General features: G+C 30.3%; 13 protein-coding genes. 8 read left to right on the forward strand and 5 right to left on the reverse strand.

Annotation, left to right across the window (positions count from 1 at the left end):
* Positions 1-8: 8 nt before the first annotated feature.
* Together AC28QF_RS01250 and AC28QF_RS01255 are read right to left on the reverse strand one after the other, a co-directional pair.
* Positions 9-548, reverse strand: a complete 540-nt coding sequence (locus tag AC28QF_RS01250) for an OsmC family protein (RefSeq protein WP_488200176.1) — start codon at positions 546-548, stop codon at positions 9-11.
* Between the two features lie 4 nt (positions 549-552).
* Entirely contained in the window at positions 553-1,848 is a 1,296-nt protein-coding gene (locus AC28QF_RS01255) for a trans-sulfuration enzyme family protein (RefSeq protein WP_488200175.1), read from the reverse strand.
* 165 nt (positions 1,849-2,013) lie between these two features.
* On the opposite strand from AC28QF_RS01255, the gene AC28QF_RS01260 reads away from it, so the two are divergent.
* From AC28QF_RS01260 to AC28QF_RS01295, 8 genes are all read left to right on the forward strand, one after another.
* Entirely contained in the window at positions 2,014-2,472 is a 459-nt protein-coding gene (locus AC28QF_RS01260; protein ID WP_488200174.1) for an Lrp/AsnC family transcriptional regulator, read from the forward strand.
* Between the two features lie 684 nt (positions 2,473-3,156).
* Positions 3,157-4,887 (forward strand): thiamine pyrophosphate-dependent enzyme, encoded by a 1,731-nt coding sequence (locus AC28QF_RS01265; RefSeq protein ID WP_488200173.1) that lies wholly within the window; start codon positions 3,157-3,159, stop codon positions 4,885-4,887.
* Positions 4,888-4,898: 11 nt separating this feature from the next.
* Positions 4,899-7,019: a flavin monoamine oxidase family protein gene (locus AC28QF_RS01270; RefSeq protein WP_488200172.1), complete on the forward strand. Its 2,121-nt coding sequence runs from the start codon at positions 4,899-4,901 to the stop codon at positions 7,017-7,019.
* Between the two features lie 209 nt (positions 7,020-7,228).
* Positions 7,229-8,497 (forward strand): peroxidase, FMP-type, encoded by a 1,269-nt coding sequence (locus AC28QF_RS01275; RefSeq protein ID WP_488200171.1) that lies wholly within the window; start codon positions 7,229-7,231, stop codon positions 8,495-8,497.
* A gap of 566 nt (positions 8,498-9,063) precedes the next feature.
* On the forward strand, positions 9,064-10,143 hold the full coding sequence (locus tag AC28QF_RS01280) for a hypothetical protein (protein WP_488200170.1): 1,080 nt from the start codon (positions 9,064-9,066) through the stop codon (positions 10,141-10,143).
* Between the two features lie 229 nt (positions 10,144-10,372).
* Entirely contained in the window at positions 10,373-10,513 is a 141-nt protein-coding gene (locus tag AC28QF_RS01285) for a hypothetical protein (protein ID WP_488200169.1), read from the forward strand.
* A 1,077-nt stretch (positions 10,514-11,590) separates the two neighbouring features.
* Positions 11,591-12,793, forward strand: coding sequence for a multidrug effflux MFS transporter (locus AC28QF_RS01290; RefSeq protein ID WP_488200168.1), 1,203 nt, complete (start codon positions 11,591-11,593; stop codon positions 12,791-12,793).
* A 5-nt stretch (positions 12,794-12,798) separates the two neighbouring features.
* The gene (locus AC28QF_RS01295) at positions 12,799-13,494 is read left to right on the forward strand and encodes a pseudouridine synthase (protein ID WP_488200167.1); all 696 of its coding nucleotides are present in this window, start codon (positions 12,799-12,801) and stop codon (positions 13,492-13,494) included.
* Here AC28QF_RS01295 and AC28QF_RS01300 read toward each other — a convergent pair.
* From AC28QF_RS01300 to AC28QF_RS01310, 3 genes are all read right to left on the reverse strand, one after another.
* A complete protein-coding gene (locus tag AC28QF_RS01300) occupies positions 13,491-14,033 on the reverse strand; it encodes a PepSY-associated TM helix domain-containing protein (RefSeq protein ID WP_488200166.1) in 543 nt (180 codons plus the stop codon). The genes AC28QF_RS01295 and AC28QF_RS01300 overlap by 4 nt on opposite strands.
* Before the next feature lie 110 nt (positions 14,034-14,143).
* Complete coding sequence (locus AC28QF_RS01305) at positions 14,144-14,623, reverse strand: Lrp/AsnC family transcriptional regulator (RefSeq protein WP_488200165.1); 480 nt, start codon at positions 14,621-14,623, stop codon at positions 14,144-14,146.
* 61 nt (positions 14,624-14,684) lie between these two features.
* Entirely contained in the window at positions 14,685-15,758 is a 1,074-nt protein-coding gene (locus tag AC28QF_RS01310) for a M14 family metallopeptidase (protein ID WP_488200164.1), read from the reverse strand.

Below are 15,758 nucleotides of genomic sequence, written 5' to 3' on the forward strand. Positions count from 1 at the left end.
CAATATAATTATTTTTCAATAACTTTAGTAATAATATTAACACCATTAACCATAGAGGCATAATTTGGGGAATGTTTCATAACACGTTCTTTTAATAAATTATATTGCTTTTCAGTTCCATTACCCGAAACTATAAAGTTACAAGTAAACTCCTTAAACCCTACAGACTCATCTGTTGCAATACCTAAAAATCCACTTAAATTAATTTCACCAGAAAACTCTAAAGACAAACTATTTAAGGTAATACCTAATAAACTTGCTCCTGCAACAAAAGTAACAGCCATGCAGCCAGCAACACCTGCCATTAAATATTCTTGTGGTGTAGGATTACTATTTAAACCAAGTAATTGGTTAGGCTCATCTATATCGAAACTAAAATTTCTTACTAATTTTTGCCCTCCTAGATTTATATTATTAACGGTTGCTTTTGTTTTCATACCACTAATCCAATCTACATTTACACCGTATTGTATTTTAGATTGCTCTTTACGTTCTTTTACTTCGTTAACATATTCGCTTAATCCTGAGATATTTATATTATTTATCATGATGTTAGTCTTTTTGATACGTTTTTTTAATTGCTTGTTGGAAGTCGTTTTTTAAATCGATGATGTCTTCAACACCAACAGATAACCTTATAAGTCCCTCATTTATTCCAATATTTTTCCTTTGAATTTTTGTTAAAGAAGCCTGAGAAGTGTTGTAAGGAAGACTTATTAAACTTTCTACGCCACCTAAACTTGTTGCTTCTTTGGGTATGTTTAGGTTTTCGAGTAGCAAGTGGGCTTTTTTATCTCCACCTTTTACCTCAAAACTAATCATGCCACTAGTTTTTTCTTTTAATAAAGATTGAGATAAATTAGCTTGTGGATGTGATTTTAAACCCGGATAATACACTTTAACAATACAATCTTGCGATTCTAAAAATTCAGCAAGTTCAAGTGCATTAGAGTTATGTGCTCGCATTCTTAAAGCAAAGGTTTTTAAGCTTCGCTCTAATAAAAAACAGGCATGCGGATCTAGAGATCCACCGATTTTTAACATTTGTGGCCAAATTTGATCTATCAATTTTCTACTTCCGCTTATAGTTCCTGCAATTAAATCTGAATGTCCTCCTAAATATTTTGTAGCACTATTAATAACCACGTCTACACCGTAATCTAATAATTTTATATTGTAGGGTGTTAAAAAAGTATTGTCAATAACTAACCTGCAACCATTTTTTTTTGCTATACGAACCAAATCTTCTATTGGTGCAATTTTTAATAGAGGATTAGATAAAGATTCAAAGTATAATAATTTTGTGGAATCGGTTACTGCTGCTTCAATAGCTTTGCTATCTGTCATATCAACAAAAGTTGTAGAGATTCCAAATTTTTGCAAATCTTCATATATCAAATTATAAGTTCCTCCATATAAATCTCTCGAAGTAACTACGTGACATCCTTTTTCTACCAAAGCTAAAATTGTAGAAGTAATAGCAGCCATTCCTGAAGAAAACACTATTGAGCTTTGTGCATTTTCTAATGCTGCTATTTTTTGCTGAACTGCCCATTGAGATGGATTTCCATATCGCGTATAAATAAAATTATCTCTAGTTCGACCTTCTTCAATAGCTTCATATGTTTTTTCATTAAGAGAGAAAGTAGAATTTTGAAAAATAGGGGTTCCAATAGCTCCTGTAATAGGATCATTGTATTGTCCTGCATGAACAGATTTGGTAGACTCACCTAGTTTACTATAATCATGAGTGTTTAATTCGGGACCAGGTTTTCTTTTTCTTTTCAAATCAGAAAACCATAAATTCTCTTTTTTCTTATCAATTCCTTTAAATGGACTATCAGACATAATCAATAATTTATTTAGATAAAAATACTTTTTATAGTAATACAGTAGAATATTACACTGTAATAAGTTTTGTTTTTAGAAAATAAAACTAAAAAATAATTTATTTAAGTGATATTTGCTAAATTGAGTGATTTAATATTAGTGTAATAGAAAAAACAACCAAAAATGAAGCTAGATCTAAAAGATTTTCAAATCCTTAAATTATTACAAGAAGATGCTAACATCACTAATAAAGAAATAGCTTTAGCTACTGATTTAACTATTACACCAGTTTATGAACGTATTAAAAAATTAACATCTTTTGGAATAATAAAGAATAAGGTTTATGTACTTGATAGAAAAAAGTTAGGCCTCAATTTAATGGCATTAATAGCAGTTTCTCTTAATCAACATATAAAAGAGAGTGTTAAACATTTTATGAAAGAAATAATCAAACACAAAGAAGTTGTAGAATGTTATCATTTAACGGGTTCTTTTGATTTTCATTTAAAAATATATGTAAACGATATGGATGATTATCAAAACTTTATTCTTAATAAACTTTCAGCTATAAATAATATTGGTCACCTAGAAAGTTATTTTGTTATATCTGAGGTAAAAAATACAACTAGTTTACCTATTTGAGTTTTTATATTGTTAAGTATCTATTTTTAAGATACATTGTTTTACAGTTCTAAATAAATATGATTAAAAATATATAAATACTTAGAATATGAGTCACATGTTAAATATATTGGTGAAAATCGTAATTATATAATTCTACTATTTTTCATAAACTCTATATGGGAAAATAGCTTACAAAGATGATTTCAATAGTAAAACTTAATATGATAAAATTTGCACTATAGTTTTCTCTGTGTAGTTTACCCTTAAAGAAGTTGAAGTGTTACTTCGTTTTGGTTAAAAACCTCTTAAACACCCTACATCGCTGTTTAATTTTAATCAAAATAGGCTTTACCTAAATGGTCTTGTTCATGATTTTATAGGATGGGTAAAAGTGAAGTGTTAATGTGTTTACAGAGAATCCTGTTTACTTGTTACCCAATATCAAAATAGTGATTATTTTATATATTTCATGCCGAATTCAAGTTCCTTATGTGCAATATTATAACGGTTATGACATTTTTTTTAAAAACAGCTTTTTTTATATATAAATTTCTATGCCATTAAATATTTTGATGGTAAGAATAACAAAAAAAGAAGCAAAAATAAATTGTTTTAATGACACATTATAAAACTTAGCTATAAATTATAGTTAACAAGTGGCATGCAACTTTGTTGTTTTTATATAAACTAAAATTAAAAACAATGCAGAACGATACATTTACAGTGGCTGATTATTTATTAACGCGCTTAAAACAACTTGATGTTACAGAATTATTTCAAATTCCTGGAGATTATGTTAAAAATTTCACACAAGCTTTAGAAAAGTTTAAAGGGATTGAAACTATTGGAACGTCTAACGAATTAGATGCCGCTTATGCTGCGGATGCTTACGGAAGAACAAGAGGTTTGTCTGCCGTTTCATTACAATATGGAGTAAGTACTTTTAGTGCATTAAATGCAGTAGCAGGAGCTTATGTAGAATCTAGTCCAATGGTGGTAATAAGTGCTACACCAGGCGCTAACGACCGACAAATTGGAAACATGTATAATGTTTTATACCATCATTCAACAGGTAACTTAAAAGCAGATCAAGAAATTTATAAGCACGTTACTGTTGCTACAGAAACCTTAAGTACCTCTGTTGGTGCAGCCAAAAAAATTGATAAATTACTAATAGCTGCCATTACGCATAAAAAACCTGTTTATATAGCTTGTTATAGCGAGGTTTGGGAAGAGCCATGTAAACGACCTTCTAAAAAGAAGCTTCAACCTAAAATTAAAAAGAGTAAACAAGATGCCTTACTAAATGCTGTAGATCAAGCATGGAAAAAACTAACAGCAGCAAAACAACCTATGATTTTTGCAGGTGTAGAAGTTTTACGACATGATTTATCAGATTTACTTCAAAAAATAATAGATGCTAGTGGCTTTATATATACCACAACATCTCTTGGTAAAACAGTATTAGATGAAACAGGCGATAAATTTATTGGTACATATGCTGATGCAGCTTCTATAACCAGTGTTACAGATTATGTGAAAGCGTCAGATTGTTTTTTAACCTTAGGAACTCTTATTACAGATGATTATTTATGGTTTATTGAAAATAAATATTCAGATATGGTAATGGCAACAACCACTGAAATTAGAGCTGGTTATTATAGCTATAAAGATGTTATTATGAAAGATTTTATGGAAGCTTTATTAGCACGTTTTGAAAACAGTAAAACGTATCCTTTAAAAGAAAAAGCGCCTAAGCAACCGAAATATCCTGAACCTTGGCGTTCATCATCAGATCCAAAATACAATGACAAACCAGATGTAATTACTTATAACCTCTTTTTTGAACATACCGTTAAACATGTAGAAGATAATAATATGTGGGATAACATTAATCTAATATTTGGGGTGAGTTCTGCAATGTATGTAGCTACAAATATTTACGGAATGAAACAAAACAGTTTCATCAGTTCTGCGGCATGGCAATGTATTGGTTATGAAACGGGAGCTGCTTTAGGAGCACAATTAGGAAGTAAAAAACAATCTTGGACCATTGCTGGTGATGGCGGATTTATGATGATCTGTCAATCGCTTTCAACCTTAGCAAAATACGAAGTTAATAGCGTCATTTTTGTAATGAGCAATCAAGTATATGCGATAGAACAAGTTTTTGTAGATGTAGATGCTTTTTGTCCAGATGGTAAATTTGACGAGTTTGACAATTTGCCTAAATGGGATTATATGGCTTTAGCGAAAACTTATGGAGCAAATGGTTATCAAGCAAATAACATAAAAGAATTAAATAAAGTTTTAGAAATACTTAAAACTACTAAAACGAATAAGCCCACTCTAGTAGAAGTTATTATTCCTGAAAAAGATTTAGCAGGACAAATGAAAAACTTAACCTCACAAAAAATGAATTGTAACAACTAATACTATAAAAAATGGAAAACAAAACCTATTCAATTTTTGGGGCAGGAGCCGCTGGTTTATACACAGCATGGAGATTACTACAAGGAAAACCTGCCAATGCAAAAGATAAATCGAAAATTTTAGTCAAAGGAGATACCTTAGAATTATACGATTGGGGTAAATATGAATTTTCAAAAGAAGAAAAAGGAACACGAGAAGCAGGTGCAAGAGTTTGTACTTGGCATTATAAAGATGATACTGATGCTTCTTATGTAGAATTAGGCGGTATGCGTTATTCTGATTGGGATTATAAAAAAACAAAGGACAATCCAAATCCTAATGATGGTAATAATCCTGGACATCGATTAGTTACGAAAACCATTAGTGAAATTGGACTAGAAAAATATTCGGTTCCTTTTAATGAAGCTAGTGATCCGCTTTTATCATTAAGATCAAAAAGTATGTATACCTCTGAAATTGATGCAAAAAACCCTGCGCCATATAATGTAAATAATTATGGAGCAGATGCAGAACCAGATGATGGTTTTACTAAAATTGAAGCTGTAGGTGTTGATGTTTCTGAAGGCGCATTGCCACCAACACGAAAAGAATGGTGTAAGTTTTACGAAGAAGGAAGAATTAAAGAAAATTTAGGAGATCATTCTATCTTTAAAAAAGGACAAAAATTAAAAGATATTGGATATTGGAATTTGGCCTATGATGTTTTAGGACAAGAAGGTTTTAGTTATTTAGCTGATGGTAATGGCTATTCTTCAAATGTAGTAAACAGTAATTCTGCACAATCGTTTGAAGTAAATAATGAGTTTACACCAGGCACGCTTTATAAAACATTAACCATTGGTTATTCTGGTATTTTTTCTACACTTTTTCAGGAAATTGTAAAATTAGCAGAAGAGAAAGGCATTTGTTTCGAATACCATTCAAATACAAGACTACGTTCTGTTTTAGAAAATAAAAATGTAATTCATTATACAACTGCAAGCAGACAAGAACCAAATAAAGAATTGGATGTAAAAACGTGTGAAGCAGCATTTTTAGCTATGGGAAGATATGCTATTGATTTAGTTGCACAAGCAACACGCTATATGAATAAAAAACAAGGCGATTTCGATGTTTTAAATGAAGAGAGCGTACAATTGTACTTAGATTCTGTTTTAATGCAACCTTCTTATAAAATAGGGATGTTCTTTGATTCACCTTGGTGGCGAGATGATATTCCTTCACCACCCAAATATCCAGCGAAGCTAAATAGTTATTTTTTAACGCAAGAAGGTGTTAAAGCACTTATAAAAGAGGGGTTTCCTGCCAAATACATAAAAGCAATAGAAGATGCAGCTTCAGAAGCGGCACAAGCAAAGTTGAAATCCGAAAAACAACATAAGGCATATAATAATTCTGTTACATCAATTATAAATACAAGCTATACATCAGAAACAGCCTTTTTAAATGATGCAGAAACTATTGTAGCAGCAAATTTTAGCTATAAAGAAAAACAACAAATTACCGATATCGCACATTTAGATACTATTGGACCAAGTGCAACAGATATGCCTATTAGACAGGTGGTTTATTTTGGAGATAATGCACGCGGTAAAAAAGGTGAAAAAGGGAAAAAAATCTACGGAATTCTAGCAAGTTACGACGATATACGCTACACAACATTCTGGAAAGCCTTAGAGTTAGAGCCAAATGAAGAGCAAAAAGTAGCTGAATCTAAAAATACACAACCTTTAGAAGGCCCTCGTAAAGCGCCTGAAATAATGGTAAAAATGTTACGTCAGCAATTGGCAAGTCTACATTTTGGATCTCAAGCAGGTTATACAGCTATTCCTGAGCCTTTAGAAACCAAATATATGGACTGGTCTTTACCACCATTTAAAGCAGGATATCATGCTTATTATTCGCATTATAATATAGGAGATGTACAGCAAAAAATACGTAAACCATCGTCATTAGTAAAAGGTAAAGACAGTAATATTTTTATTGTTGGCTCTACATATTCAAATGATCAAGCTTGGGTAGAAGGTGCTTTCTGTACAGCTGAGTCGGTATTAAACGATTTTTTTAATATAGAAAAGTTAATTGACGATGCCGAATACCCTTTTATCTGTCCGAATACGGTTTTATCTTAACTATTTCGTATTTGTCAGTTGGAGTGATTTTTATGTAGTGACAACGTAATAAAAATAGTATCGAGAACATCTGGAAAACTTCTCGATACAAAATTATTTTCCATTTTATTTCAAATAATTTCTCTCGAATTGACAATATATTGACACGAAAAAATTAAAGGTAAATCGCATAAATAAAATATTATGATTATTGACTAAACCAAACTATTATGAAAAAAACACAACCATCTTCAGTGAAACCTTATAAAGAATGGAAGATAGGACAACCTAATCAAGGACCGTATGACGGAGCTCAATTCGGTATATTATCAAAACTAAATGGTACTTGGGTTAATTGGAAAGACGGTCCGACAGGACTGCACACCACGCCAATGCCTTCACCCGGAACCTCTTCTGAGACCGTTTTTGGAGTTTTCCATTTCAAATCTCAAGAGTATACAGAACAGCTAAAGTTTACACAAGTCAACGCACCAGTACGTAACCGTGGAGGATCTAACGAACAGTTTAACGCTGCTGTTAAATACGAAACAGCGATTATTGACAATGATGGACTTCTTCAACATTTTGAGGACGGAATGTATCTTTGGTTAGGCGATCATCAGATGCCTTGGAACGCGAAAAGTCCTTATCAAAATCCGCCGAATATGTTCAAGCACACATCGGATGAAGAATCTGTAAAAAATGATGGTGCAGCGCCTGTAATGGGGGCGGGCGAATTGGGACCTCAATTCGTACCACCGTATCAAATTTCTCGTTCAGGAGTAATTCCACACGGCACAACTATTCACTTAACAGGTAACATAACGGAATCTAAAGAAAACGTGGCGCCTCATATTGCTAACCTTTGGGAACAACAATATTTAGCGGTATCACCAACCATGGGTATTAATCCTGAGAAAGATTTAATAAAAGGCTCTCGTAAGAAACCTGCATGGACAGAACTTCCTCGCGAAGCGCAAGAAAACGGAGGGCTTAACAGTGGACGTGCCTATTTTGAGAAAATTTTTAATTATGACGATTTTGGTGCTAAATTCCCTTTCACCGTGCAACCGAATTTAAAGTTAACGGATGCCAACGAAAAACTAAAATTTAAAAGATACGACATGATTGAGCTAGACTCGTTACACAATACAGGTGTTCAAGGTGGTATTATTAATAATGTTATGGTTGAGCGTTACTGTAGAGTCGCTAGAATGCGCTATCGTATGTGGATAGAAGAATTACACGATGAGGAGTTCGGAGGGATTATCGAACAGCTGCAATATGAACAGATTGTAGATTTCGAATTCATGTTTGGTTCAACTGGCGGTACAACACTTTGGCCACATATACAGGTTAACACATTACGCCGCGAGAAAGACATTCCGGTAAACAGACGTCTGCCATCAATTCAACTCCCAACGGAGGCTCCTGAAAAAGCAGTCGATGATGTGCCGGCTCCAATGGTTTGCCCAATGGGACATTCACGTCGTGGTTAAGCCTAATAACAAGTAAATTCGAGGTAGGAAGAATATTTTTAGTTCGAATAAAATACAGAATGAATTTAGTATTGAAAACTAGCTAAATAGCACAATGAAAAGCTGTTATTTGGCTAGTTTTTTTTGGTATTAGTTATATAAGAAATTTTTTAAATTATTTGAGTGAAATTTATATTAACGTAACAATTTTAAGCACTTGTTTAATTTTTATTCTTCGCTTTTAAACCAACTCTTTTATTATAAATAGTACTTGGCATTACAATAAATTAGCTTATAATACAGTCTTCAAAGCAATTTTACATAATGTCTAATTATAGCTATCTAATTTGTGAAATACATTTGTATCATAATGTATTGCGTTATGTACACTTTGCTTTGGTAAAAAGCGCATTACATATACCAACAGTTATTTCATTTTTTTCTTTCTCAAATTTCCTTTAAAAATGTAATGGAATACGCTTTGCCCGAAACGACGATAGGAGTGAAGTGGGAATGTGTATGGAATGACTAATGATATAAAGATTAAAATTCAAGTTTTGATTACATCATTAATCATATATTTGCTTATGTCAATTCCCAATATTCCATCTCTATCAAAAATTATTAATCAAGGCAGTGAAGGAGGTCTTGAGTTCGCCCGAATAATGAATCAACTTCTATTTGAAGATTCTCAAATTTACGAGTATTACTTTCAAACGTTTTCTGATTCAGCGGGAGATTTTAAAGGTGTAGATGCCATAATGAAAAAAGGTTTTAAAAAAATTGGGGTTCAATATAAATTCTTTGAAGGGAATCCTAAAAACAACAAGTCAAATTTAAAGAAATCTTTATTTAATGCCATTGATAATTTTCCTGATATGGATGAATGGATTTTGGTTACTCCTGATAATTTTACCAAACATGGAATGCAATGGTTAGAAGAAACCACATCTTTGACTAATTTAACTATAAAACATTGGGGGCATTCTGAAATAATAACCTTCATGCTTAAATATCCTCAAATAGGAAAAAAATATTATCATCCACAAGTATTCCAAAATTATACTTCTTCTCTCGATAGAGAACCTACTAAGTCCGAATTAAATGACTTTTTTAATCAATTTACAAACCCTGAAATTGACAGAAGAGTTATTTTTTTAAATGCACAACCGAATATTACAGATATAAAAAAAATATTTAGCGAAGACATTTATAAAGAAGTTAGTGATAATATGTATTTATTATATAGAGATGTTTTTGAATCAGATAAAAGTTTAAAATCAGATGGAAGGGATATAAGTAACTTAAGAATCTTATCTACATCTGTAAAGGAGTTAAAAGAAAGAAAGAAAGAAAGAAAGAGTAAATTGCCAGGTGGAATGACAATGGTCCAAAATGAATATGAGTGTTTTAATCCAAATATTACTTTCTACACATTAAAAGTAGGAGGAATTTCTTATAGTGTTTGGTGTTTTGTAAACGGGAAATGGGTTTTTATTCCAAAACCTTGGAGAATGATTTACAGCATATATGATTTAAGAAAAAGTAAAAAGATAAATAGAATAATTCGTTGGTTGAAAATACTTGGTATAAAAACTGATGAATTAAAAGCTATAGATATAGTCGTTAATCGTATTATTCATGATTTAAATTCTAATAAAAATTAAATTGCCTTTTGGTTTCCAAAAGGATTATTTTAAAGTTATTTCTTTTTTTCTTATCAAATATTTCTTTAGAAAATGTAATGGAATACTCTTTGCCCGAAGCGACGATAGGAGCGAAGTGGGAATGTGTGTGTAATGGGAATTAATTTGAATTATTTTCAACTAATTACGAATTTCTGTAAAAAATTACTGCTTCATTAAGGTGTTTTTACTCTAAATATATGTAAAAATTATGATGGAAATTAAAGCTATTAAACCTGGTCCAAAACCAAAAAAAGATGATGGGTCATTAGACAAAAGAAGACGAGTTACACCAGAAAAAAAGAAAGATTATCCTCCATTAAAAAAACACAAAAATGAAAAGGGTGATTAATATAAGTGACTATTAAAATGGCTTGTTTTTATCTAATATTAATTTGTATATTTATTTTTAGACTATTTAATATTTTTGTTTTATAACATTTTGATTTTTAGATGTTAAAAACAATGTTTAAGTTAAATACTCGGGAATATATTGTATATGTCAGAAACTATAACTTTATCTACAGCTAATATTAATGAATATAAAAGAGAGCCAATAAATAATAATTCTTTTATCATTAATAAAATTATTTTTGAATAATTAACTATTATGTTAAATAGAAATTAGAATTAAAGAAAACGACCTCAGAAGGTTTTGGTTAAAACAATAGGTTAAATGAGCGTCCATATTTTAGATGGTTAGTACTAAATACTGTTGGTTATATTAAGTTTGATGCTAATTTAAAAGAAATTTAACGAGTTACAATCTATTCTAAAATATAGCGAATGAACCGTAATTGTTTCCAAAAGTATCTGAAGCCTTGAATTTTTGTTTCTTTTGTTTCAAGACAAAAGATAACGCAAGAAATTAAAAAAGATTAATTGAAACTAGAATTTAAGCAAGTGTATAGAAATTATCTCGTTAGAGTAATTTCTATACACTTGCGCATAGTTAAACGAAAATCTCCTAAAAAAAATATAAACGGAATTATCTTCAAATACGAGAATTTCATTGTGTTTAAAAATTTAAAGCTTTTTTCAGCTTTAAGTTTTAAAAAGCAATCTGAGCGATTTTGGCAAGAGGCAATTTTACATAATGTCTAATTATAGCTACAAATTTATAGTTCGAATGTTTCTTGAGAATCGCGTATTTTAAAAATAATGAATGATTATATATATTATTATAAAATAATTTATTTAACATAATATGAAATTCTCACGAATACTTAAAATATCTAATTATAATGCCCCAAGTAATACAGTTTATTGTAGAACGTAAACACTCTGGGATATTTAACATAATATCATCATAGCTATCAAATAGTACGAAATACATTTGTACTATAATTAATATTATGTTAAATAGATTATTTTGTAATAAAGAGTTATTAATTAATAGTACTCATAATAAACTCCCTATTTTTGCCGGATGCAAAAACAAAAAAAATCAAAATTAGAATTTATAGGTTTAATGGCTGCCTTAATGTCGTTAGTTGCATTATCTATAGATGCATTGTTACCGGCTTTAGAACAAATAGGTATCAGTATTAATATACCACAAAACTCAGACGATAATCAGTTATTAATAACCATGATATTTTTAGGATTGGGATTTGGTCAACTAATTTCAGGACCAATATCAGATAGTTTAGGAAGAAAACCTGTAATATATTTTGGCTTTATCGTTTTTGTTATTGCCAGCTTTATATGTATCAGCGCTACGAGTATAGAAATGATGGTTTTTGGTAGAATATTACAAGGTATTGGTTTATCTGCCCCAAGAACAATTAGTATTGCTATGGTAAGAGATAGTTTTGAAGGTAATTATATGGCCAAAATAATGTCTTTTATTGTGGTTATTTTCATTCTAGTTCCTGTTGTAGCACCTGCTATTGGTAAATTAATGCTTGATGCTTTTGGTTGGAAATTTATATTTTATAGTCAATTAATATATGGTTTTATTGTTATGATTTGGTTATGGAAGCGCCAACCAGAAACATTAAAGAAAGAAAACAGAACAGCCTTGTCTTTTAGTCTTTTTATTGAAGGAACAAAGGAATTTTTAAAACATAAACAAGCCGTTGTATTTACCTTAATATCTGGGTTTATAACAGGTTCTTTTATGGTGTATTTAAGTGCTTCACAACGTATTTTTCAGGTACAATATGATTTAGTAAATGAATTTCCTTACATATTTGCAGGTTTAGCAATATCGGTAGGATTTGCAACTTTTTTAAACGGAACTTTTGTGATGAGATTTGGAATGTTTAAATTAGTTTCTACATTCTCAATTATTTTTACTTTAATTCCAATTTTATATATCATTTTATTTTATGGAAAAGAAAATCCTAGTATTACTGTATTAATACCTTTTTTTGCCATACAGTTTTTCTCTATCGGTTTTCTTTTCGGAAATTTAAGAGCTTTAGCAATGCAACCTGTTGGTCATATAGCAGGTGTTGGAGCTGCAATAAACGGGTTCGTATCTACAATTATGGCAGTTCCTATTGCTACTCTTATTGGAAAATATGTTGAAACCACTACCCTGCCTTTGTTTGTTGGTTTTTTAATTTGCGGAATTTTATCGTTATTATTATTGAACTTTACGAAGTTAAAAATTACAAATAATTAAATTTTATGAGCCTTACTATTCTTTTTGAAGACGATTATGTACTTTGTGTTGCCAAACCTAATAATGTAGTTGTACATCATGCACATCATTCTAGAAATGTTTCTGATGAAGAATCTTTATTGCAATTATTATTCAATCAATTCGGTCATAAATTTTATCCGATACATCGATTAGATAGAAAAACTTCAGGAATCATTTTATTCGCTAAAGAAACCAAACATGTTTCTAAATTTCAGGAGTTATTTACAAGTAATGAGATTCAAAAAACATATTACGGAATTGTAAGAGGGCATTCTCCAGAAAGTAAAGTGATTAACTCACCTGTAAAAGGAAGAGATTCTGATGTTTATAAAGAGGCAGAAACACATTTAAAAACGATTGCTAATGTTATTGTTGATATTCCTGTAAAACCTTACGATAGCTCTCGATATAGCTTAGTAGAAATGAAACCTACCACAGGAAGATTACACCAATTGCGTATCCATATGAATAAAATTAGCCATCCACTTATTGGCGATCCAAAATATGGTGACAAGAATCATAATGTAATGTTTATTGATAATTTTAGCTGTGAAAACTTATTCTTACATGCATATTCTTTAGAATTTATACATCCTTTTTCGAATGAAAAACAACTAATAAAGGCTGATTTACCAAATGACTGGAATATCGTTTTTAAACGTTTTAATTGGAGTGTTTAAGGAAACAATATTAAAAATAATAGAGGAAAAATCAAACCTAATAACGCTAACTTCCATCCTCTTTTAGAAAATCCGTTTTTACCTGCTGGGATTAAAATACCTGTAATAGCGATTAATAACATTGCCGCACCAAAAATATCAGAATACCAGATCCAAAAATTATTTGTTGATTTATGTAAGTACATAGCATGACCAATAATTGGTACTTTTCGCTTAAACTCTAAACTACCAGCACCAGATTTCATATCAACATCTAAAATGGTATTATTTTTATAGTATACTCTAAGTTTATTATCTCTTAATCTGTGGCCATCATATTTTAAATTAAAATCTTTAGTAGCCTCTATAAGGAGCTCTTTGGTTATTTTTTTAGAATCTTCTGGCAAAATAATCGCTACTTCTTTGTTTTCGTAGGTATAATCCATCGGATACCAATCTCCTCTATGGTTTAATATAATTCCCGAAAAAGAAAAAGCGATAATTAAACCTACATAAAAATAGGCAAAATCTCTATGTAAACTACGATTTGTTACTTTCATTAAATTTATTTTTTAGAGGAAAACAAATATATCAGTATTAACTTTAAATAATATTTATAAACAAAAAAGGTTGACAATTACGTCAACCTTTTTTGTTTAAATATACATTTTTAAATTTCCTGAAAAATAGCGTGCATTAAACGTTTTTTGTCATTAATGCTTTCCTCTAAAGAAATCATAGTTTCTGTTCTGTTTACACCAACAATATCATCTATTCTATAAATAATATCTTTTGCATCGTTTGTACTTTTAGCCCTTACTTTACAAAAAATATTGTATTTACCAGCAGTAACATAAGCAACAGTTACATTTGGTATTAAGCGCAAACTATCTAAAACATGCGACGTCATTGATGTTTTTTCTAAATATACACCTACATGAGCTATAAAAGTATATCCCATTTTATCGTAATTCAATGTTAATGTAGAACCTTGAATAATGCCTTCATCTTCCATTTTTTTAACACGTACGTGAATAGTACCTGCTGATACTAATAACTTTTTTGCAATGTCGGTAAAAGGAGTACGCGCGTTTTCAATTAAAATATCTAAAATTTGATGATCAATCTCATCTAATACAAACTTTTTCATTTTTTTGTTTTATTCAAGTAATATTGCTAAAATATGGTTTTTTTCTATTTAAAAAAGACTTTTATTGAGAAATGTTTATTTTTTTATCTTTTTCCTTGATTTCTTTATGTCCTAAATACGAAGATAAATCGCCTTCTTTTTCTTTAATTAAAGTCGGTGCAAATTTACTGTTTTCTATTTTCTCTACATACTGATATGCCACATCTTTTTGATTATTTTTTGATCTATAAATAACATCATAGAAGTTCTTGATATTGTTTGGTATAGATAAATAATCTAAGTGATTTTTGAAGTTTTCAGCAACCGAAATATGATATATTCCTTGTAAAACAGCAAAGAAATTATACTTTCTTACGATTTCTCGTTCGTAATCATTCGGATAATGACCTGCTTCTATCAAAATAGTGTTATGCCCTAATTTCTGAAAATTATCTCCCGTTGCAGTTGGGTAAAATTCATCAGTATAACGACCAATATAATTTGGAATTATTTTTTGCAGTAAGTCGTTCATAGAAACAATAACATTCATGGTTTCTATACGACCTTTTGTTATTTTGCGAGTTTCTTCTTCTGAAGGAGCTAAAAATGAAATAGTAGCCGGATTTTTGGTTCCTTCTACCCCAAAAATAGTTCTTTGATCATGAAGATTAAAACAAAAATCAGGTTTAAAGGTATCTAGTATGCTACGTAACAACTTACTTTCTTTAGCTTGTAAAGCAACAGCATCTCTATTTAAATCAATTCCGTTAGCATTAACACGCGTATATACCTCTGCCCCATCAGGATTTAACATTGGTATAATTTTTATAGTACAGTTTTTTAAAATTGCGGTAACTATTTTATTTTTTGGATGTAATTTTATGAAATTTAAAAAATCGAATACTGCTTTTGTACCAGTACTTTCATTACCGTGCATTTGGCTCCATACAAGAATTTTTCTTTTACCGGATCCTAATTTTAATTGATAAATATCCTTACCTATTTCAGACTTACCTATAATTTTATGTCCGATATTTTTACCTAAATCATCATAAAGAGGCTTAATATTATTAAGTGTAATATACCTTCCTGATATTTTTTTTTCTTTAATTTCAGAATAATGTTCTTCTAAAAATGTAGTGTTTAAAAGATTCAT

Source organism: Tenacibaculum sp. M1.3A (genome assembly GCF_057732375.1).

Bases quoted from the DNA above. Each gene is read 5' to 3' on its own strand.
- AC28QF_RS01300 (WP_488200166.1), bottom strand. From the start codon at position 14,033: ATGAAAGTAACAAATCGTAGTTTACATAGAGATTTTGCCTATTTTTAT.
- AC28QF_RS01270 (WP_488200172.1), top strand. From the start codon at position 4,899: ATGGAAAACAAAACCTATTCAATTTTTGGGGCAGGAGCCGCTGGTTTA.
- AC28QF_RS01310 (WP_488200164.1), bottom strand. From the start codon at position 15,758: ATGAATCTTTTAAACACTACATTTTTAGAAGAACATTATTCTGAAATT.
- AC28QF_RS01290 (WP_488200168.1), top strand. From the start codon at position 11,591: ATGCAAAAACAAAAAAAATCAAAATTAGAATTTATAGGTTTAATGGCT.
- AC28QF_RS01275 (WP_488200171.1), top strand. From the start codon at position 7,229: ATGAAAAAAACACAACCATCTTCAGTGAAACCTTATAAAGAATGGAAG.
- AC28QF_RS01255 (WP_488200175.1), bottom strand. From the start codon at position 1,848: ATGTCTGATAGTCCATTTAAAGGAATTGATAAGAAAAAAGAGAATTTA.
- AC28QF_RS01250 (WP_488200176.1), bottom strand. From the start codon at position 548: ATGATAAATAATATAAATATCTCAGGATTAAGCGAATATGTTAACGAA.
- AC28QF_RS01280 (WP_488200170.1), top strand. From the start codon at position 9,064: ATGTCAATTCCCAATATTCCATCTCTATCAAAAATTATTAATCAAGGC.
- AC28QF_RS01295 (WP_488200167.1), top strand. From the start codon at position 12,799: ATGAGCCTTACTATTCTTTTTGAAGACGATTATGTACTTTGTGTTGCC.
- AC28QF_RS01265 (WP_488200173.1), top strand. From the start codon at position 3,157: ATGCAGAACGATACATTTACAGTGGCTGATTATTTATTAACGCGCTTA.
- AC28QF_RS01285 (WP_488200169.1), top strand. From the start codon at position 10,373: ATGATGGAAATTAAAGCTATTAAACCTGGTCCAAAACCAAAAAAAGAT.
- AC28QF_RS01260 (WP_488200174.1), top strand. From the start codon at position 2,014: ATGAAGCTAGATCTAAAAGATTTTCAAATCCTTAAATTATTACAAGAA.
- AC28QF_RS01305 (WP_488200165.1), bottom strand. From the start codon at position 14,623: ATGAAAAAGTTTGTATTAGATGAGATTGATCATCAAATTTTAGATATT.